Source organism: Bacillus sp. AFS017336 (genome assembly GCF_002555445.1).
Taxonomy (GTDB): domain Bacteria; phylum Bacillota; class Bacilli; order Bacillales; family Bacillaceae_G; genus Gottfriedia.
The window spans coordinates 133,316-153,350 of the sequence record NZ_NUCO01000030.1 but is presented as its reverse complement, the minus strand read 5'-3'; the positions used below and the strand labels follow the sequence as shown (position 1 = coordinate 153,350).

Sequence of the window (20,035 nt, the reverse complement as noted above, 5' to 3'; positions counted from 1 at the left end):
TCTATCTTTACTTATTTTACCATAATTCAACCTAAAATAGTCAATAAAGCAGTGGACAAGATGTCCACTGCCTTTATGATTATTATCGTTTTTTATTACCTTTTGCTACTTTATCGTAAAAAGGTTTGTTCTTTTTACTCTTACTTTTACTTTTCGTTGGATTAAAACGATCGTCACGTTTATTCCTTGACGATTTTCCGTTACGTCCACTATCTTTTTCGTCACTTCGAGTACTTTCTCCTCGAGGTGAACTTTCTCCTCTTGGTGAACTATCTCCTCGTTTTCCACGAGAACGACCACTGCGAGAACTATCTCCATTTCGGTCTGATGAGCCTCTTCCGCCGCGACCGCCACGTCCTCTACCGCCACCAGAGCCACCGCCAAGATTAACTGGTCCTCTGCCACCGCTTCTACGAGGTTTATTCGATTTCATCCCAACAATCTCAAAATCGATTGCTCGTTCCTCTTTATTAACATTCACTACGCGAACAGCTACTTCATCACCAATTCTGAATACTTTCCCTGTTCTTTCACCAATCATCGCGTACGTACGCTCGTCATAGTTATAGTAGTCATCGGATAAATCAGCAACTCGAACTAATCCTTCGATCGTATTTGGTAGCTCAATAAACATACCGAAATTTGTTACAGAGCTAATAATCCCCTCATACTCTTCACCAACTTTATCAAGCATGTATTCTGCTTTTTTCAAGTCATCGGTTTCTCTCTCTGCTTCAACTGAACGACGTTCCATATTAGAAGCATGCTCAGCGATTGCAGGAAGTTTATCATCCCATTCACGCTTTGTCTCACTATCCATTTTTCCTTCGATTAAATAATTTCGAATTAATCGATGGACAATTAAGTCTGGATAACGACGAATCGGCGATGTGAAATGAGTATAATACTCCGCTGCTAAACCAAAGTGGCCCAGATTGTCAGCCTCATACTTAGCTTGTTTCATTGAACGAAGCATTACTGTTGAGATAACAGTTTCTTCTGGTTGCCCATGAACCATATCAAGAACTTGTTGCAACGCTCTCGGGTGAATTTCGTTACCAGCACCTTTTACTGTATAGCCAAATGATGCGATAAATTCAAAGAATCGTTGAAGTTTTTCTTCTTTCGGGTCTTCATGCACTCGATACATAAACGGTACATTTAGCCAGTGGAAATGTTCAGCAACTGTTTCATTTGCTACAAGCATAAATTCTTCAATCAGTTTTTCTGCAGTTGAGCGCTCGCGTATTACGACTTCAGTTGGATGACCTTCTTCATCAACAAGCACTTTTGCTTCTTTAAAATCAAAATCAATTGCGCCGCGTGTCATACGTCTATTACGCAAAATTTTTGCTAGCTTAGCCATTTCTTCAAACATCGGCACTAACGGTTCGTAGCGATCACGTAAATCAGTATCTTGTTCATCTAATATTTTATTAACATCGCTATATGTCATTCGTTCAGTTGTTTTAATGATACTTTCAAAAATTTCGTGTTTAACAACTTCACCTTTTTGATCGATTTCCATCTCACATGAAAGGGTAAATCGATTTACTTTAGGATTTAATGAACAAATACCATTAGACAAACGATGCGGAATCATCGGAATAACACGGTCAACTAAGTAAATACTTGTTCCTCGGTCATATGCTTCTTGATCAATTGGCGAACTATCAGTCACATAATATGAAACGTCTGCAATATGTACACCTAGTTTATAATGACCATTTTCAAGCGCTGTAACGGTAACAGCATCGTCTAAATCCTTCGCATCTGCTCCATCAATCGTTACAATCTGTTCATCGCGAAGATCACGACGAGTACCAATTGCTGACTCATCAATCTCATCTGGAACAGCATTTGCTTGATCCATTACTTCTTTAGGGAATTCTTGTGGCAAATCGAATTTATGAATAACTGATAAAATATCAACACCAGGATCATTTTTATGTCCTAGAATTTGAACGACAATACCCTCTGCGTTTTTCCCATTCTCAGGAAACTGAGTAAGTTCTACAACAACCTTGTGGCCTTCCACAGCCCCTTGAGAATTACTTCTTGTAATAAAAATATCGCTTCCAAATCGCTTATCATCAGGAATTACGAAACCGAAACTTTTCTGTGCTTGGTAAGTACCAACCATTTTTGTTTGGCCACGTTCTATAATTTTTACAATTGTTCCTTCTCTACGCGCATCACTTTTCTCTTTTGTAATACGAGCGAGAACGATATCTCCATGCAGGGCACCATTTAAGTCTGATGGTGGAATAAATACATCTTCTGCTCCAGTTTCTTCTGGAATGACGAAAGCAAAGCCTTTAGCATGGCCCGTCAATTTACCTCGTACTAAATTTGATTGGTCAGGTAAGCTATATTTATTATTTCGAGAACGTACAATATAACCCTCATCTTCTAAAATGACGAGCGTTTTTACTACTTCTCGGAAGTCACTTGCTTCTGTTAAACCCATAGCCTCTTCTATACCTTGTATATTTAAAGGCATATAGTCAGCGCTTTTCATTAATTCCAATAATTTTTCTTTCCATTGCTGATTCATACTTTTCCCTCCTTTTTCGTTTAAAGGGTATTTAGTTTAAGTTTGTCCAGAAAGATATCATTCTACCATTCCAATTCATTTAAAAATGCTAGTACATCTTCATGTAACAAGTCTTTCTCTTGTCCAAGCGTTATAACATGGGTAGAGTTTTCATACCATTTTAATTTTTTCTGATCAGATTGTACTTCATTGTAAATTATGTTTGCACTGTCTGTATTAATCATTTCGTCTACAGTAGATTGTACGACAAATGTAGGTGCATAAACTGTATCAACATTTTCGCGAACTTCTTTAATTAAACCTTGAAGTGCTCTTAATGTATTCATCGGAGTTTTTTTAAACTCTTCCATTTCTACTTCAATTTGTTCAGGGGTTTTCCCTTCACGTTTTTTAAACTCTCTTGTATATGCTAAAACACCTTCATACATAATTTCTTCGCTTTTTATGTACATTGGTGAACACATCGTAACAATCCCATTCAACGGAACCGTATAGCCTAATTTTAATGCAAAAACTCCACCTAATGATAATCCTACTGCCGCTATCTTTTGATGGCCTTTATCCTTTAAGAATTGGTAAGCATCCATTACATCCTTCCACCAGTCTTCAGGACCTGTATGAACAAGCTCATCTGGTGGTACACCATGACCTTTATAATGTGGTGCATGACAAGTATATCCTTGTTTTTCTAAAAAACGTCCAAGCATACGTACATCTGCTGAATGTCCTGTAAATCCATGTAATAATAAAACTGCTCGATCTCCACCTTCAAATGTAAATGGTTTCGGCATTGTTACTCTCATATATACTCACTCCAAAACTTTTCTATCCATTTTTCTTTCGTTACTTCATATTTTACCTATAATCGTTCAATTCAATATTAAATAATCAATAATAAGAATTAACTAATTTTACGTAAAGAAATTGTCATTTTATTTTACCTTTCAATTCAATTATTTACCAATAAACAGTTTTTTTAAATAACTTGTTATGATTTAATAAAAGGTGTGGTAATAATAATGTTGGTAATTTAAACAACTTAAGGAGGATACGTTATGTTTAATAATGTTGAAGAATTTATTACTGAATGGAAACTTGAAGAAGAAAGCACAATCAAATTACTTAATGCTATGACAGATGAATCTCTTGATCAAGCAATTGGTGAGGATTTTAGTTCTTTAGGCGAATTAGCTTGGCATATTACGACAGCCATTAAAGCAATCATATCACAATCAGGTTTACAATTCGAAGCATCTACGAATAAAGAAGATATGCCTGGAACAGCGAAAGAATTAGCAGAAAAATACGCTGAAGTAAGTAAAGCTATGATCGAAGCAGCACAAAATGAATGGAAAGACAATGATCTAAAACAAATTATTAACGCGTTTGGATTCCTTGAAATGCCGATTCACGCATTACTACGTATGGCAATTCAACACCAAACTCACCACCGTGGCCAAATGACTGTATTAATGAGACAAGCTGGGTTAGCTGTTCCAGGAATGTATGGTCCAAGTAAAGAAGAATGGGCTGCAATGAGAGGTTAATTTTTTTGGAAAATCAAGACAACCTTATAACGGTTGTCTTTTTTCGTGCTTTTAATTGATATGTGGATAAGTAGCTGCTTCCCCTTGAAATTCTGAGGAATTATCAAAAGAAATACGAACAAATTATGCCTTTTGTTGATAAAGTTGTGAACTTTATTGATATATCCACTTTTTTGTTGATAAACAACAGAAATTTGTTGATATAACTCTAATTTTTGTTGATAAACCGTTTGGCCTTATATAGTGGCGTCTGTTTTGCCTAAAAATTATAGAAAATCACAAAAAGCCCACTAGGAATCCAAAACTTCCTCGCGAGCTATCATCAATTTTTGAGACAACTTCTTACTCCTAGTCATTAAGAAAAATATCTTCTTGTTTAAGAGAAGTAATTTTTCCTGTTTTTGCATCAATCTCCATAGAATGATTAATATGGTCCTTCATTACTTCAACACTGTAATGGTATTCATTATCGTCTTTTTCCTTTTCAATTTCAGTAATCGTACCATTATTTACTTGGTCTAATGCAATATCTTTTGCTTGTGAAAGTGTAATAACAAATTCATTTTTATATAATAGATTTAGCGCTTGATCGTCTAAAAGATCTCGGTCTTTTTCTTCTTTTTTAATTTTTGCATTTTTTGCATTTACAATTAGCGTTTTTTTATGGTTTTTCTCAAATACTTCAACTTCGTATGTAGATTTATTTTCTTTATCAATATCTGTGACTACTTTATTTGGATCTTTTTCTATTTTGGATACTACTTCTTCTTTTGAAAGAATAGGGCGATTAATTTTATTACTACTACAACCAGTTATAAATATTCCGATTGCTAATACTAAATACGTTACTGTACTGTATTTTTTCTTCATTCTTTTCACCTAATTTTTCTACTTATTTGTTGTTAAGTATTTACTAACTTTATGCTTCGTATTACAAAATCAAATTCCATTTTACCTAACTCAAGTATAATAAAAAAGACACCCATATAGGTGTCCGATTTATTACAATTTTAGTAAAAATAAAAAAGCCACCTCTTTAGGCAGCTTGTTTATTACAGTTTAAAATACGTTACAGCAATTGTTAGAATGAAGAATAAAACTGCTACAACAACTGTTATTCGTTGTAAAACCAACTCAAAACCACGAGCCTTTTGCTTGCCAAACAGTTGCTCAGCACCACCAGATATCGCACCTGATAAGCCGTTACTTTTACTAGATTGAAGCAGAACAAGAACAATCATAAGTACTGAAACAATAATTAATAGTACAGATAAAAACGTATGCATTTCTTCACCTCCACAGTAAAATACTGTTACTTCCTATTCTACTATGAAGAATACTATACTTCAATATGTGAGTACAATACTTATTTATTGATTTAATATAGTTTCTTCTATCCAAGTTTTTACATCATGATGAACTTCATCTTTATTGATTTCATGAAGCATCTCATGGCGACCTTCTTCATATAATTTTAATTTTATATTTGTACATCCAATATCTTTATAAAGCTGATAGACCTTCTTTACACCAACGCCATTTTGACCAACTGGATCTTTATCTCCTGAAAAAATATAGATTGGAAGAGAAGTCGGCGTCTTCTTTATTTCTGGTTTACGATGTATCGTTCCAATGCCTCTTAACAGTTCACGGTAAAAGCTGGAAGAACAGATAAAACCACAGAACGGATCTTTTAAATATCGATCAATCTCGGCTTCATCTCTAGTTAACCAATCATATCTCGTTTTTGGAAATTTAAAATGATTATTGAAGTTCCCAAAAGTTAAAAAATCTAATACTTTACTCCTCTTGCTAGCACCAATTAAAAATGCTTCTGCACTTGAAATAAATACCCCCATTTTTCTTAACATTCCAGGATCGCATCCAGTTCCAGAAATAATTAGGCCATCATATAAATTTCCTTTTAATTGAACAACTCTTCTACTTAAATAAGATCCCATACTATGTCCAAATAAAATCAACGGAATATCCTTTAATTCTTTTCTAATCATCTTACTAATAAAAACGATATCATTAGCTACTTCTTCCCAGCCGATTTCTTCACCAAAAAAACCAAGATCATCTTCAATTGCCGCTGTTTTCCCATGACCCCTTTGATCATGAATAAAGACTGCAAACTGATTATGAACTAAATATTCAATAAATTTTTCGTAAGCTCCACCATGTTCTGCCATTCCATGTACAATTTGAATTACAGCAATTGGTTCAGCAGGAATATACTTTCGCAAATAGATTTTAGTTCGATCCTTCGCCGAAATTAATCCTTCCCAATTATTCATTTTTATGCCCCTTCATCTCATATGTTGTAAAAGATACTAAAAAGAAAAAACAAATGAAATAGATTATTTCTATTCGTATGTTAATAAATGAAAATTCATCACCTAATAGTCTCCAAAAAACAATTGCTATTGAAAGAATAACAATAATAAATGGAAGTAAATATGTTTTAATAGTATACCAAATAAAATCTTTTAAGTATGCGAAAAAGTTCATAATTATCCTCCCAACTATTCGTCACCCATATCCCTAATTCAATATTAATTCAATTTTTATTTTTCTTGAGGTAATTTTCTAACAATTTTTCATCCATTTAGTGAATTTTTTATGTCAAAGTTGCGTAATATTTTTGAAGATTTTTTACGAAAACAAGTTTGGCATTAATTTTTAAAAAGAGATAAATAAACAAAATGAATGGGGGATTCGAAATGAAAAGAGGCGTACAAACATTTTTAAGCATTGGCTTTTCTACTGTCATGCTAGTCTTATTTGTCATTTTTATCGTGAGAGACGATCATTATCGATACCCAATTGCGTTAGGTGGCATCGCTTGTGCACTCGTTCCACTCATATTAGATAAGATTTTTAAAGTCCGGTTTGCACTACCGTTTATCCTCTCTTATTTCGCTTTTTTAATAGGCTCATTATGTCTTGGTTCAATGCTCAGATTTTATCATTTAGGATGGTGGGATACGTTTTTACATTTCCTAAGTGGAACACTAGTCGCGTTTTTAGCAATTGATTTAATGGGAAAATTGACAACAAAACAGTCTCAGAGTGAAATGTCTGCTGGATTTATTTTTTTATTTGTATTTACTTTTGGCGTATTTTGCGGAGCCATGTGGGAAATTTGGGAATTCAGTAGCGATCAATTCCTCGGAACTAATACTCAAGGTGGTGGTAATTTTGACACAATGACAGATATAATTGCAGACTCAGTCGGCGCACTCATTATTGCATTTTGGAATGCTAGAAGTTCGAGGAAAAAATAAGGTCATTTGACTAAAATAAATTAAATATAAATGACCCACGCGGAAAGTTAAAATTCCTTGTGGGTCACTTTTTTATTCCATTTTCCTCAATATAAATTAGTTGCTATCCGGATCTGTATCATCATGGTAAGTTGAACCCTCAGTTTGTGCATTAAACGTCCAATTCACTTTTAGCTGATCACCTTGGAACTGATTTTGATTTTTACCATTATCTACGAACTCGAATAATACGAAGATTTTCTCTTTGTCACCAGGAACAATGCCGTCTGGCTTCATTCCTACTCCTGAATCTAATTCAGTAATATCTGGTTGCTGATTTTGCAAGTCATATAATGTTGTTTCTACAACTGTGTTAGTCGCACTACTTGTGTTATACATAATTGTAACTTTAATATTTTTAGCTAAATCTTCTGTATTGTCTGATTTGACGTCATCAATAGAGTATTTCGTATCTAGTAATACTTTTCCAATCTGTAATGTACCATTATTTTCAAGTGTAAATTCACGATAAATTTCGTCACCCGGCTTAATATTACTAATGTTAACAACAGCATTAGGATTCATCCCTAAATCTAATGTACCCGCTGCAAATGTATTTTGTGTATCAACTGCGTCATTAAAATATGCAAATGTTCCTCCACCGATTAATGACATCCCTACTGCCGCAGTCATAACGCCCTTTGTAATTTTTTGCGTAAATCCCATTTTTTAAATCCTCCTCTAATATGTAAAAAATATATTAAACTCGTATGCATTTGGTTCTATGCACACGAGATTTAACCAATTTTATTAAGTACTTCAAGATCCTTTTTTGCACCAATGATCGAGCGCATTGCTGAAATAACTAGGAGTATACCTGGAACAATTAATAAAAGAGCTCCAGCTTCTTTAGATTTTGTAAAATCCATTGCGTAGCCTATATAGGGAATCGTAAAACCTGTGTACTTTCCAACTACTTCCCCTGTAGAAACAACCCATAAATCAGGGGCGTTGTTATGATCCCCCTTTGTTTTATATAGGACATTTCCATTCTTTTTTTGTATCTCAAGTATTCGGTGAGTAATCAATTCCTTTTCTTTACGGAATGTAATAACGTCACCTTTTTGATAAGAAGAATGATTGTTTCGTAACTTAATAGAAATGATCGAACCTGTTTGGAATGTTGGCTCCATCGATCCAGATAAAACGACTTTGACTTGATATCCTAAAACTGTCGGTTCTCCTCCAGCTATTCTCGAAGAAAGAACAACAAATGCCATTAAGCATACAAATACTAAGAATATACTTCCTGCGAGACTACTTACTATGCGCAACGTTTTCTTCATCATGTACCATCCTCTGCTATTTCAAATTTGAGTTCACTTCTATTACTTGATTACTAGCTCGGTTCTCAGGTTCATTAGCGTCTTGAAGATGAGCGCTTTTTTCAATTTCTTCTTTGTCCATTATTTGCAACGTAATAGAAGAACGAACAGCGGCTATTTTTTGAAAGTCGATTTCGTCACGCACTTCTTTTATGATGCTACCTACTTTTTGAAACCCTTCACGCACATAACTGTAAGTTTTATTCCCTGTCGTTCTTTGTTCCTGTAACCTTTTGTTATAAGAAGACATTTCGTCATACACATGCTGTAAACTATTCGATTGTTCGCGTAATTTTTGTTCAGTCAAAGTAGTTTCAGTTAGTTTGTCACGTAATTTTTGTAATGATTGTTCCTGAGTACTTGCTATTATCGATTCATAATTTCCATGCATCTGATTTTTAAGACCCTCTGCTCGTTTACCCAACTCTTCGATGGTTGCTGGAAAAACAAATGCTGCGGCTAATGTGATAGGTTCGGGAGAAATTTGGCTTGAAAATGATGCTTCGGTTTCCCCTACTATTTGTGATCCCACATAAAAGGACATGCAGCATAAACAAGGAAACAGGATGACTTTATGAAATGCTCTCCTCATTTTGATTCCCCTCTTCAAAACAAATCTATTTGAGTACATTATTACCGAATTATCAGAAAATTGAAATCGAGATATTTTCATCAAAAAACTGTGTAGAATTTTGATGAATTCACTCGAAACTTAAACAAACGGCTAAATAACCGGCAAAAATTATCTCAAACTGAAGTTTCTTGAAAACGGTTGATTTTATTTCAAATTTTCACAATAATTTAAATTGTTTCAACATTACTTTCGCATGAGGAGTGAGTTTATTGAAAAAGAAGCAGCAGAAAAGAATGAGTAAAAAAGCAGCAATTCCAGCTGTAATGGCTTTATCAGTAGCTTTTGGAGGAGGATTAACAACTTTACCTTCATTTGCAAATGTAAAAGCAAGTGCGGCAACTATTAATCAAGCTTTGAGTAAAGAAGAGGTTGTAAAAGCTTATTTAAATTCAAAAGTAGAAGGTCTTGCTAGATCAGGTTCTGCATGGGAACAATTTAAGATTGTAAGCGAGCAAGCAGATAATGAGACAAATACTTACCATGTAAGAACAGTTGAACAGTATAAGGGGATTCCAATCTATGGAACAGGACAAACTGTAGCTTTAGATGAAAATAATAATGTGTATGCTTCATTTGGAAATATCACTCAAAAATTATCACGTTCAATTATTCCTACTGAAGCGACTATTTCTGAGGAAGATGCAGTAGCTACTGCTAAAGAAAGCATTGAATCGCAAATTGGTACTGTCAATAACTACGATGGAATCAATACGCAATTAACGATTTATCCCTATGAAGGAAAATATCACTTAACTTATCTAGTAAAAGCTTCTACCTCAAATCCTGCACCTGGCTATTTCTTTTATTTCGTAGATGCTACAACTGGACAAGTAGTCAATAGTTTTAATGCAATTGATAATTTAGCGAATCCAGCTTCACTTTCACCAGTAATGGCAAGAGGATTAGATGCACACGGTAAGATGCAAACATTCCCTGTTGGTAAAGACCTTTCAACGGGAACAAGTTACTTGTATGGTGCTTCTGTTACTGGCTCTAGTGCATCACTAACAACTGTACCGATTGCGACTTTTGACGCTCATCGCACAGATGAAACTATATTCAACATCTTCTCAGCCCTTTTCGGATTCACTGGTTGGGAAGTGACAACAAATAGCGCAAGTAACATGTTCCTTAACCCTGCTGCTGTTTCAGCACATATTAACTCAGATAAAGTAAATAAATACTACCAAAGCATACACAAACGCAATAGCTTGGATAATAAAGGAATGACATTAATCAGTTCAGTTCATGTTGGAGAAAAGTGGAACAATGCTGCATGGAATGGTGTTCAAATGATGTACGGAGATGGCGATGGTATTAAATATGGTTCAATGTCAGGTGGATTAGATGTAACTGGTCACGAAATGACTCATGGCGTTATTTCAAATACAGCAGACTTAGATTACCAAAATGAATCTGGTGCAATCAATGAGTCTTTAGCCGATATCTTCGGGGAATTCGTTCAACAATATACAACAGGAGTAAAAGAATGGGACTTGGGAGAAGACATCACTACTCCTAACATTCCAAATGACGGAGGACTCCGTTCTATGAGTGATCCAGCCTCAAAGAAAGTTAGTACAGCATATATGCCATCAGGTCATTATCCTGATACATATCAAGACCGCTACATAGGTACATTAGATAATGGTGGCGTTCACATCAACAGTGGTATTAACAACAAAGCAGCATATTTACTTACAAATGGCGGAACTAATAACGGCTATACAATTAGTCCAGTTGGTAGAACTAAAGCAGAAAAAATCTATTACCGTGCTTTAACGCTATACTTAACATCTTCTTCAGGATTTAAAGAAATGCGTGAAGCTGCAATCCGAGCTTCCCGTGACTTGTATCCGGATAAAAATAGTTCACCATCTGCAGAAACAAAGGCAATTATGGATGCGTACTCTTCTGTAGGCGTCAACTAAGCTTCTAAAATATTTAAAGCCATGAGTGAATACTATTCAATCATGGCTTTTCCACTTTTTATAAAATTATGGAACCTTTCAAAGCTTTCTGTGCCTGAATCTAAAAACGAAAACAATCTTTTGGGATTATTAAATTATACTTAGTATCCTACTTTCGATTCACCTTTTCACCAGCATCCCCTACATTTAAACTGCATCTTAGCAATTTAGTTCCAGGAATAATCATTTTCAAAAAATGCAATTGGGTCATTTCTATTAAAAATTAATAAAAACATTGAGCTTAGGTAGGAAAATCCATAATTAAGCGTTACTGATTAACCCAATTGTAATTTTATTTAAAGTTCGTAATAATCAGAACTATAGCTTTCTAATTTCATTTTAACTAAAAAATTTACGATAAAGAGGTTAATTATTTAAGGGAACAAGGAGTGAGTAAAATTTTAGAGGGAGAAATCATCAAATTTTATCGGCAAAAAGCCGGTCTGACACAGGAACAATTAGGTAAAGGCATCTGCACCCTCTCTTACGTTAGTAAAATTGAGCGTGGTCAAACAGCTTGTTCATTTGAGATTATTGAATTATTATCTAAACGCTTGCACATAGATATAAAAGAGGAAATTGGTAGTCTTGAGAATATGGAGAACCAACTTCATCGTTGGCATAAGGCGATTATTATGAGAAGGTTAAATGAAGTAGAAGAAACCTACATCGAATTGGAAAAAATCCCTACTATCGTTTTTTCCCAATACTCTGTCCTATATCAGCTACTGCAGGCAAGATACTATTTACTAAAGCAAGATTTCGAAAAGACAAATGTCATTTTACAGCATATCCAAAAAGTGCACCAAAATCTTCCACCTTATGAGAAAAATCTGTTGCTACATGTATGCGGGATTTATTATATATGTAATTGCATTACTTCAAAAAACGAAAATCATCACAAAGCAATAAAAATATTACGGAAGATCAACAAGGATGAATATGGAAACCTTGAATACAACTATGACTTGGCGTTGGCTTATTACTGTATCGATTCCAAAGTAATGGCTTATGCTTATGCAGAGAAGGCACTTCGATACTTCCGAGAAACTAATAACTCTTTAATGGCAGTCACTACTGAGTCATTATTGCTTTTGCAGATTGGAAACGATATGCATTTAGATTTAGAAGAGTTGACCGAATCCTATCAGAACCTAATTTATCATAGTGAATTAATACATGCTCCTGAAAAAAAAGGTATGCTCCTAAACAATTTAGGCTTTGAATACTTTAAAAGAAAAGACTATGCAAATGCGCACAAGTACTATAAAGAAGCACTTCGGATTTCAGAAAAGTCTTCACTCACATATCTTAATCGTCTACATAATTGTTTAGAAAGTAGTTATGAAGGAAAACTACAGCCAAAAAGCGTAATGCTGAAAAAGGCCCAAGAAGGGAATTTATTAGCAAAACAACTAAAAAACCGCTTTTATCAACTAGTATTCAAGCTTCTTATCTTTCGTATAGAGAATAAACGCGATCAATATTTTGACTACATAGAAAAAGTTGCTCTACCATACTTCCAGTTAAACGAACATACGAGATTTATAAACAAGTTTGCTAAAGAGTTATATGATTACTATGCAGATCAGGAGCATCATGAGAAAATCGCACAGATTTCAAAAATTCTAATAAAATAGTAAACTAACAAAAAAAGAGAAGGTTTTATGCCCTTCTCTTTAACTTTTAATTATTCTTCATCTTCCCGCACATTATATGCCAAATTAAACAATTCATTCTGGCTATTATATTTTTCATTTCCAATACCTTTTACATAGTGATAAACACCATTTTCATCTTGCTCACGTGCTTTTGCAGTATCGAAGAGCATCATAAGGAAAATGTTCATAATTCGCTTTTTTATATGGTCAGCAAATATTGGGAAAAAGATTTCAACACGTTTTTCCATATTACGAGTCATTAAATCCGCAGATGATAAAAAGATTTTCTGTTCTCCATTATGGTAGAAATAATAGATTCGACTATGTTCTAAAAACCGCCCGACAATACTAATGACGCGAATATTTTCACTTACGCCTTTTATTTGTGGACGCAAGCAACAAGTTCCTCGAACAATTAAATCAATTTTCACACCAGCTTTTGACGCCTCATATAGCTTCATAATAATTTGCTTATCGGTTAAAGAATTCATTTTAGCAATTATTCGCCCATTTCCATACTGCCTATGAAATGCAATTTCTTCATCAATCATTCGAATAAAATCGTGACGGATACTATAAGGAGCGACTGATAAATGCCTAAAATCGGGTTTTTCCATGAATCCACTTAGAAAGTTAAAAAAATTTGTTGCATCTACTCCAATTTGACGATTAGCAGTCATTAGTCCCATATCTGTATAAATTTTTGCAGTTGCATCGTTATAGTTACCGGTACCTAAATGGACAAATCGTTCAATTCTTCCATTCTTTTTGCGAACAACAAGCGTGATTTTACTATGGGTTTTTAAATGAGTCATTCCATAAATAACATGGCAGCCCTCTTTTTCCAATTCCTTTGCCCAATGAACATTGTTTTCTTCATCAAACCGAGCTTTTAACTCAACAAGAACAGTTACTTGCTTACCATTTTCCGCTGCACGTTTCAATGCCTCGATAATTGGGGAATCACCACTTACTCGATACAATGTTTGTTTTATCGCTAGGACGCTTGGATCATTTGCAGCATCTAATACAAAATCTAATACCGGTTCAAATGATTCGTATGGATGATGTAGCAATATATCTTGTTCCATTATTTTTTCAAATATATCCTCATCGGATTCAAGATCTTGTGGAGGCTGTGGGATTAATGTTTCGTAAACCAAGTGCTCTTTATATTTTTCTAATTCCTTATAAAAACTAAATAAAAATGTTAAATCTAACGGTCCATCTAGTTCATATACATCTTTGCCATGTACGTCTAGTTCTTCCAATAAATAGTTCAAAATGTAATCGCTCGCCCCAGATTGTCCTATTTCTAGTCGAACTGCCGAACCCCATTTTCGCTTTTTTAATTCTTTTTCTATTTCAAGAAGTAAGTCTCTAGCTCCTTCTTCATGAATTGTCATATCCGCATTTCTAGTAATGCGAAACTGCGCTACTTCTCGTACGATAAATCCTCGAAACAAAAGGTGGATATATGCAGTGATTGCATCTTCCAATAATATATAACAATGCTTTTCATCAAGCGTTGGTATTGATATAAATCTTTTTAATAATGAAGGTACTTGTACAATCGCAAATTTATTACGTTTTTCTTCTTCCTCTGCCAAGTCTTCTAAATAAACTGCCAAATTTAAACTTTTATTTAATAGCATTGGAAATGGTCTATACGCATCAATTGCCATAGGTGTTAGAACAGGGAGTACTTGCTCTTCAAAATATTGTTCTAAATAATTTTTTTGTCGATCACTAAGTTCATGATATTTTACTAAATGAACGTTCTCTTGTTTTAATTTTGGTATTAATGTTTCTCGGAATGTTTTATATTGCAAATTCACTAGTTCATGACCAACTGTTGATATTTGTGAAAGCTGATGTTTCGGTGTTAAACCAGCCTTATTTTCTGGCTTATTAAACCCTGCTTTCACTTGATCCTTTAATCCAGCAACACGCACCATAAAAAACTCATCCAAATTCGAACTAAATATTGCCAAAAATTTCAAACGTTCAAGCAAAGGATTATGTACGTCCAAAGCCTCTTCTAAAACACGCTCATTAAAAGCAAGCCAGCTTAATTCCCGATTATTATAATATTGCGGATCTGCTAACTCGATCTTCTTTTCCTTTACCTCTTTAGTCGCTATCATCATTTACACCCTTTTTTGAACATATTCTAGTTATAATTACTCTATTTTTAATTTATTTTTTCTACAAATTAATCCTACAATACTAAAATTTATGCAATATTAATAGAATGTTAAGTTATTGTAAATATATGAAAGAATTGTTAATTTCTACCATTTTTATTATAAAGAAAGCTCGCCGTTTGTCGAGCCTTTAGGAGAAGATGGAGCGTAATTGTACTTATACATCTACCTAAAATTGCAGATATTTCTTCACCGTTGCCAATTTATACTTTCTTAATATGTAACAAAAAAGCACAATCCGATTACTCAGATTTGTGCTCTTCGAAAAAAATTCGTATTGTCTTATTTAATAATTTTTCTAATTGCTTTTTACTTTTTTCAGCTTCTATTTCTTCAGCAGTCGAATCACCTAAACATTTAAGTTGCAGAATAAGATCCTCGCCATTTACTTTAAGTTCAATTTTCTTCACTGCTTCTCTTTTAGAGGCGTTTAAACTATTAGCAAATTTTAAAAGAATCCCTAAAAATCGTAAATTCTTAAGTTCGTCTGATGTAAACCATTCAAGAAACGGTTTACTAAATTGCTTAAAGCTATTTTTATTTTTATAAGAAGCTATTAATGCTATTTTTATACGCTCTTTATGACTCAATCCTTCAATTGTACGATTAGCTAATAAATAAAACGTATGCTGACTACTTGATTCTTCTTCAATGTATTGCCCAATATTATAAACTCGTGCCGCTAGATTTATATCTAAAAAATCTTCAGGCCTTAGCGGGTATAGGTTAGCTTTACTAATTTGTTCCACTAATTGATTTACTAAAATCTTTATATGATTTACGTGATTACTATTTATTTCATAATCTTGTTCTAAATCGCTAAAACTTTTATCCAGCACGCAAGGAAGCAATTTTCGTCCCTTTAAAACAAACTCTTCTATAAAGATCCCGTCTCTTAAACCCTTATTACTTAGAATAAAGTTTTTAGCATTTACGATTGAATAAAGCTCTTTAAAAACTTCAATTGCTGGAAGGATAATATCAGCACGATCTTTTGATAAACCATCAATTCTTAGAAAATCATCAAATGACAACGTTGAGAGGTGATTTTTAATATAGCTAATTTCTTCAAAATTCAACTCATATTGATGTATACCTGAAATTGGATAATCAACTAAACTTTGATGAATTTGCACTACATTACGAGCACTTCCTCCTATCGCAACAATTGGAACTTTCTTACCTCTGAGCCACTCTAATGATTCAAATTGCTTTTGTAAGTATTGAGTAAGTTCTTTCATTTCCTCTATAGTTGGAATATCATTTGATACAAAATCCTGTTTCAAAGATAATGCTCCGAATGGAAAACTATGATAATGAATCATATCTCGATTCTTAAAATAAGTTACCTCAGTGCTACCTCCACCAATATCAATTGTAACTCCCTCTTGAATTGGAGTAGAATTTACAACAGCAAGAAATCCATAAAATGCTTCTTCATACCCCGACAAAACTTGTAATGTAAAATCAGTTTCTTCCGCAACTAGTTTAATAATCTCATCTCGATTAATAGCCTGTCTAATCGTTGCAGTCGCAACACATTTAATTTGATTAATTTTATGATGACGAGTAATCTCTTGAAACATAAGAAGTGTTTTAAGTAGAATATTCACGCCTTCATTGTTCAAGATTTCTTTATCATTTAAATATTTACGTAATCGAGCTACCATTTTAATATTCTCGACTTCTTTTATACGACCGCTTTTACTTTGTTCATAAATAACAAGTCTCATTGTATTCGAACCTATATCAATGATCGCGTATTTCTCTTTCAATATATTATCATCCTTTATTTAAAAATTTAGTTAACTTTCTATTTCCTTCATTATATCAATAGATAGGGACTAAACTCACTTCCCTAAGTCAAATCATACTTTATACCCAATTATTCTTACATTCAATTTACATAAAAATAACAAAAAATAAATAAACCCTGACTATTTTAAAATAATCAGGGTTTAAATGAACTTACTTTATGATTTCGCTTCGACTACGGCATTTTTCACGATTTTGAACATCGGTACCATAATGATAATTCCAATAACAAACAATAACGCTGAAACTTGATAAATAGAAACTAATGAAAAATGTTCCTTTAATACTCCTGCTAAGCTCATAGTAATGACCATAGCCCCCATAAATAAAGGTGTTAGTATACCGTTCACTCTACCTACAAACTTTTCATCAGTATTTTTTAAAATAATTGTATTAATACCGATATGCAGTGCAGGCATAAACAACCCGATAAAAAATTCGGATAATAGCGTTAGCCAAAATACTTCAGACCAACCTATTACAAAGATCCCAATTGCATTAACTGCCATACCAATAAATAATAAAACATGCGGTGCTAACTTATTAGAAATTACCATAATTAGACCACCACCAATAATCATTGCGGCACCATTTGCAGCGAATAACCATTGCAAATATCCCTTATCTAGTCCTAGTCGTTCCGTTACTAAAAAAATTGCTAGTGGATGAATTAGACCTATCCCTAATCCGGCTGCTGCAAATACCCCTCCTAAATAGACTAGTATTTTTCGAGACCAAACGTATTGGAATCCTAGCTTCATCTCTTCTACTAATGATGAAGTATGCTCTGATTTTTCTTCTTCTTGGTCTTTCGGTAACCTTGTTAACACTAAAGCTGACATAAGAAAAGCTATACCTACAATTGCCATCGAAACATACATTCCAGCTTGTTGAAATACAAAAGTACCTAAAACTGGTCCTAAAATCATAAAAATTGCCATCATCGTTTGAAAGATGGACATACCAGCTTGCATTTGCTCACCTGGTACATGAACTTTAAATAATTTCATATTAGAAGGCTGAGAAAACTGAGACAATATCGCTGAAACTAATGTAGCAAAAAATATAAACTTCCAGCTCCCATATAATAGGGCAATCAGTATAACAAAAATAGATGCAGCACTTAAAAGATCACACCACACCATAGTACGCTTTGGTTTCCAACGATCGGCGAAGGTTCCACCGATAAAAGAAAAAATAAAAATCGGCGCAAATTCAGCAACTGAAATAAGTGATACCGCTGTTGCATCGCCATTTGTCTTTTCCACAACAAATAATAAGATTGCAAAATTGCGAATCCAAATACCTACTTGAATAAACAAACCCGCTGCAAGAATTGTCTGGATGAAAGGATTTTTTAGCAAAGAAGCCATTGAAGGATTTGAAGCTGTTGAAGTAGTTGTATTCATTTGTTCCCCTCTCTTATTTTTAATACACTCCAATTTTGAATAAAAATTTATGACGTATGAATCACTATTTATAAGAACGTATATTCCCATTTTAACATTAAATTTCTTTAACAATCAATCCTTTTATTTAGATATACTCACTTTTTCTTATTTAAAGGACAGAAACAAAAAAATCAAAAAAAAAAAAAGAGAAGGTGACGATCCTTCTCTTTTTACGTGTCTATAATGGATTATGTTTTTTGTTAATGCACTTAGTTTTGATTAAATTATTTTCTTAAGTTGTAGAAAGATTTTAATCCTTGGTATACTGCGCTGTCGCCTAACTCGTCTTGAATACGTAATAATTGGTTGTATTTAGCAATACGGTCTGTACGAGAAGCAGAACCAGTTTTGATTTGACCAGCATTTGTAGCTACTGCGATATCAGCGATTGTGCTATCTTCAGTTTCACCTGAACGGTGAGAAACTACAGCTGTGTAACCAGCACGTTTAGCCATTTCGATTGCATCGAAAGTTTCAGTTAATGTACCGATTTGGTTAACTTTGATAAGGATTGAGTTAGCGATACCTTTTTCAATACCTTCAGCTAATTTTTTAGTGTTTGTAACGAATAAATCGTCACCTACTAATTGAACTCGGTTACCTAAACGTTCTGTTAATAATTTGTGACCATCCCAGTCGTTTTCATCTAAACCATCCTCAATTGAAAGAATTGGGAAGTCGTTGCAAAGTTGCTCATAGAAATCAACCATTTCAGCTGAAGATACGCCAGTACGCCCTTCGCCTGCAAGATCATATTTACCAGTTTCTTTGTTGAAGAATTCTGAAGATGCAACATCCATTCCTAAGAATACTTGTTCGCCAGCTTTGTAACCAGATTTATCGATTGCTTCCATGATTACTTCTAAAGCTTCACGGTTTGAACCAAGGTTTGGAGCGAATCCACCTTCGTCACCTACAGCAGTGTTTAAACCTTTGTCATGTAAAACAGCTTTAAGATTGTGGAAGATTTCAGTACCCATACGGATTGCTTCTTTAAAGCTATCAGCACCAACAGGTAAGATCATGAATTCTTGGAAATCAACGTTATTATCAGCATGAGAACCACCATTGATGATGTTCATCATTGGAACTGGTAATTGCTTCGCGTTAAATCCACCAAGGTATTGGTATAATGGTAAACCTAATTCATCAGCAGCTGCACGAGCTACTGCCATAGATACACCAAGGATTGCGTTAGCGCCTAATTTACCTTTGTTTTCAGTACCATCTACTTCAATCATACGACGGTCGATTGAAACTTGGTCAGTTACTTCGTATCCAACGATTTCTTCAGCTAAAATATCATTAACGTTTGATACAGCTTTCTCAACACCTTTACCAAGGTAACGAGATTTGTCACCATCACGTAGTTCAACTGCTTCGTATTCACCAGTTGAAGCACCACTTGGTACTAATGCACGGCCAAAACCGCCATCTTCTGTATAAACTTCTACTTCTACAGTAGGGTTACCACGAGAATCTAATACTTCGCGAGCATAAATATCAATAATCATTGACATAATAAAATCTCTCCTTTTA

The 20,035-nt window shown here is 34.1% G+C and carries 17 protein-coding genes; 4 read left to right on the top strand and 13 right to left on the bottom strand.

Going from position 1 to position 20,035, the window contains the following annotated elements; all coding sequences use genetic code 11:
* Window positions 1–82: 82 nt before the first annotated feature.
* Window positions 83–2,557 (bottom strand): ribonuclease R, encoded by a 2,475-nt coding sequence (rnr, locus tag CN601_RS18380; RefSeq protein WP_098171878.1) that lies wholly within the window; start codon window positions 2,555–2,557, stop codon window positions 83–85.
* A gap of 62 nt (window positions 2,558–2,619) precedes the next feature.
* Window positions 2,620–3,360, bottom strand: a complete 741-nt coding sequence (locus CN601_RS18375; protein WP_098118687.1) for an alpha/beta hydrolase — start codon at window positions 3,358–3,360, stop codon at window positions 2,620–2,622.
* A 252-nt stretch (window positions 3,361–3,612) separates the two neighbouring features.
* Here CN601_RS18375 and CN601_RS18370 point away from each other — a divergent pair, with 252 nt between their 5' ends.
* Window positions 3,613–4,104, top strand: a complete 492-nt coding sequence (locus tag CN601_RS18370; protein ID WP_098118688.1) for a DinB family protein — start codon at window positions 3,613–3,615, stop codon at window positions 4,102–4,104.
* 348 nt (window positions 4,105–4,452) lie between these two features.
* Here CN601_RS18370 and CN601_RS18365 read toward each other — a convergent pair whose 3' ends face one another.
* The 4 genes from CN601_RS18365 to CN601_RS18350 all read right to left on the bottom strand — a co-directional run bounded on the left by CN601_RS18365 (window position 4,453) and on the right by CN601_RS18350 (window position 6,618).
* The gene (locus CN601_RS18365) at window positions 4,453–4,974 is read right to left on the bottom strand and encodes a PepSY domain-containing protein (RefSeq protein ID WP_098171877.1); all 522 of its coding nucleotides are present in this window, start codon (window positions 4,972–4,974) and stop codon (window positions 4,453–4,455) included.
* Between the two features lie 182 nt (window positions 4,975–5,156).
* On the bottom strand, window positions 5,157–5,390 hold the full coding sequence (gene secG, locus CN601_RS18360) for a preprotein translocase subunit SecG (protein ID WP_025569105.1): 234 nt from the start codon (window positions 5,388–5,390) through the stop codon (window positions 5,157–5,159).
* Window positions 5,391–5,474: 84 nt separating this feature from the next.
* The gene (locus CN601_RS18355; protein WP_098171876.1) at window positions 5,475–6,404 is read right to left on the bottom strand and encodes an alpha/beta fold hydrolase; all 930 of its coding nucleotides are present in this window, start codon (window positions 6,402–6,404) and stop codon (window positions 5,475–5,477) included.
* Window positions 6,397–6,618: a hypothetical protein gene (locus CN601_RS18350; RefSeq protein ID WP_098118691.1), complete on the bottom strand. Its 222-nt coding sequence runs from the start codon at window positions 6,616–6,618 to the stop codon at window positions 6,397–6,399. The genes CN601_RS18355 and CN601_RS18350 overlap by 8 nt, the downstream gene beginning before the upstream one ends.
* Window positions 6,619–6,830: 212 nt before the next feature.
* Here CN601_RS18350 and CN601_RS18345 point away from each other — a divergent pair, with 212 nt between their 5' ends.
* Window positions 6,831–7,394 (top strand): DUF2238 domain-containing protein, encoded by a 564-nt coding sequence (locus tag CN601_RS18345; protein ID WP_098171875.1) that lies wholly within the window; start codon window positions 6,831–6,833, stop codon window positions 7,392–7,394.
* A 96-nt stretch (window positions 7,395–7,490) separates the two neighbouring features.
* On the opposite strand, the gene CN601_RS18340 is transcribed toward CN601_RS18345, so the two are convergent.
* The 3 genes from CN601_RS18340 to CN601_RS18330 form a co-directional block, all read right to left on the bottom strand.
* Window positions 7,491–8,099 (bottom strand): TasA family protein, encoded by a 609-nt coding sequence (locus tag CN601_RS18340; protein ID WP_098171874.1) that lies wholly within the window; start codon window positions 8,097–8,099, stop codon window positions 7,491–7,493.
* A 71-nt stretch (window positions 8,100–8,170) separates the two neighbouring features.
* The gene (gene sipW / locus CN601_RS18335; protein ID WP_306659834.1) at window positions 8,171–8,719 is read right to left on the bottom strand and encodes a signal peptidase I SipW; all 549 of its coding nucleotides are present in this window, start codon (window positions 8,717–8,719) and stop codon (window positions 8,171–8,173) included.
* Window positions 8,720–8,735: 16 nt separating this feature from the next.
* Window positions 8,736–9,350: a DUF4047 domain-containing protein gene (locus CN601_RS18330; protein ID WP_179865603.1), complete on the bottom strand. Its 615-nt coding sequence runs from the start codon at window positions 9,348–9,350 to the stop codon at window positions 8,736–8,738.
* Window positions 9,351–9,625: 275 nt separating this feature from the next.
* Between CN601_RS18330 and CN601_RS18325 the strand changes: the two genes are divergently transcribed.
* Window positions 9,626–11,323 carry a M4 family metallopeptidase gene (locus CN601_RS18325; RefSeq protein ID WP_098171888.1) on the top strand — a complete coding sequence of 566 codons (1,698 nt, stop codon included), beginning with the start codon at window positions 9,626–9,628 and terminating at the stop codon, window positions 11,321–11,323.
* 428 nt (window positions 11,324–11,751) lie between these two features.
* Complete coding sequence (locus CN601_RS18320; protein ID WP_257131739.1) at window positions 11,752–13,002, top strand: helix-turn-helix domain-containing protein; 1,251 nt, start codon at window positions 11,752–11,754, stop codon at window positions 13,000–13,002.
* 50 nt (window positions 13,003–13,052) lie between these two features.
* Here CN601_RS18320 and CN601_RS18315 read toward each other — a convergent pair whose 3' ends face one another.
* The 4 genes from CN601_RS18315 to eno all read right to left on the bottom strand — a co-directional run bounded on the left by CN601_RS18315 (window position 13,053) and on the right by eno (window position 20,016).
* Window positions 13,053–15,173: an RNA degradosome polyphosphate kinase gene (locus tag CN601_RS18315; protein ID WP_373604990.1), complete on the bottom strand. Its 2,121-nt coding sequence runs from the start codon at window positions 15,171–15,173 to the stop codon at window positions 13,053–13,055.
* Between the two features lie 299 nt (window positions 15,174–15,472).
* Complete coding sequence (locus CN601_RS18310) at window positions 15,473–17,005, bottom strand: Ppx/GppA family phosphatase (protein ID WP_306659833.1); 1,533 nt, start codon at window positions 17,003–17,005, stop codon at window positions 15,473–15,475.
* A 198-nt stretch (window positions 17,006–17,203) separates the two neighbouring features.
* Window positions 17,204–18,454, bottom strand: coding sequence for an MFS transporter (locus CN601_RS18305; RefSeq protein WP_098171870.1), 1,251 nt, complete (start codon window positions 18,452–18,454; stop codon window positions 17,204–17,206).
* A 266-nt stretch (window positions 18,455–18,720) separates the two neighbouring features.
* Complete coding sequence (gene eno, locus CN601_RS18300) at window positions 18,721–20,016, bottom strand: phosphopyruvate hydratase (RefSeq protein WP_098118695.1); 1,296 nt, start codon at window positions 20,014–20,016, stop codon at window positions 18,721–18,723.
* Between the last annotated feature and the right edge of the window lie 19 nt (window positions 20,017–20,035).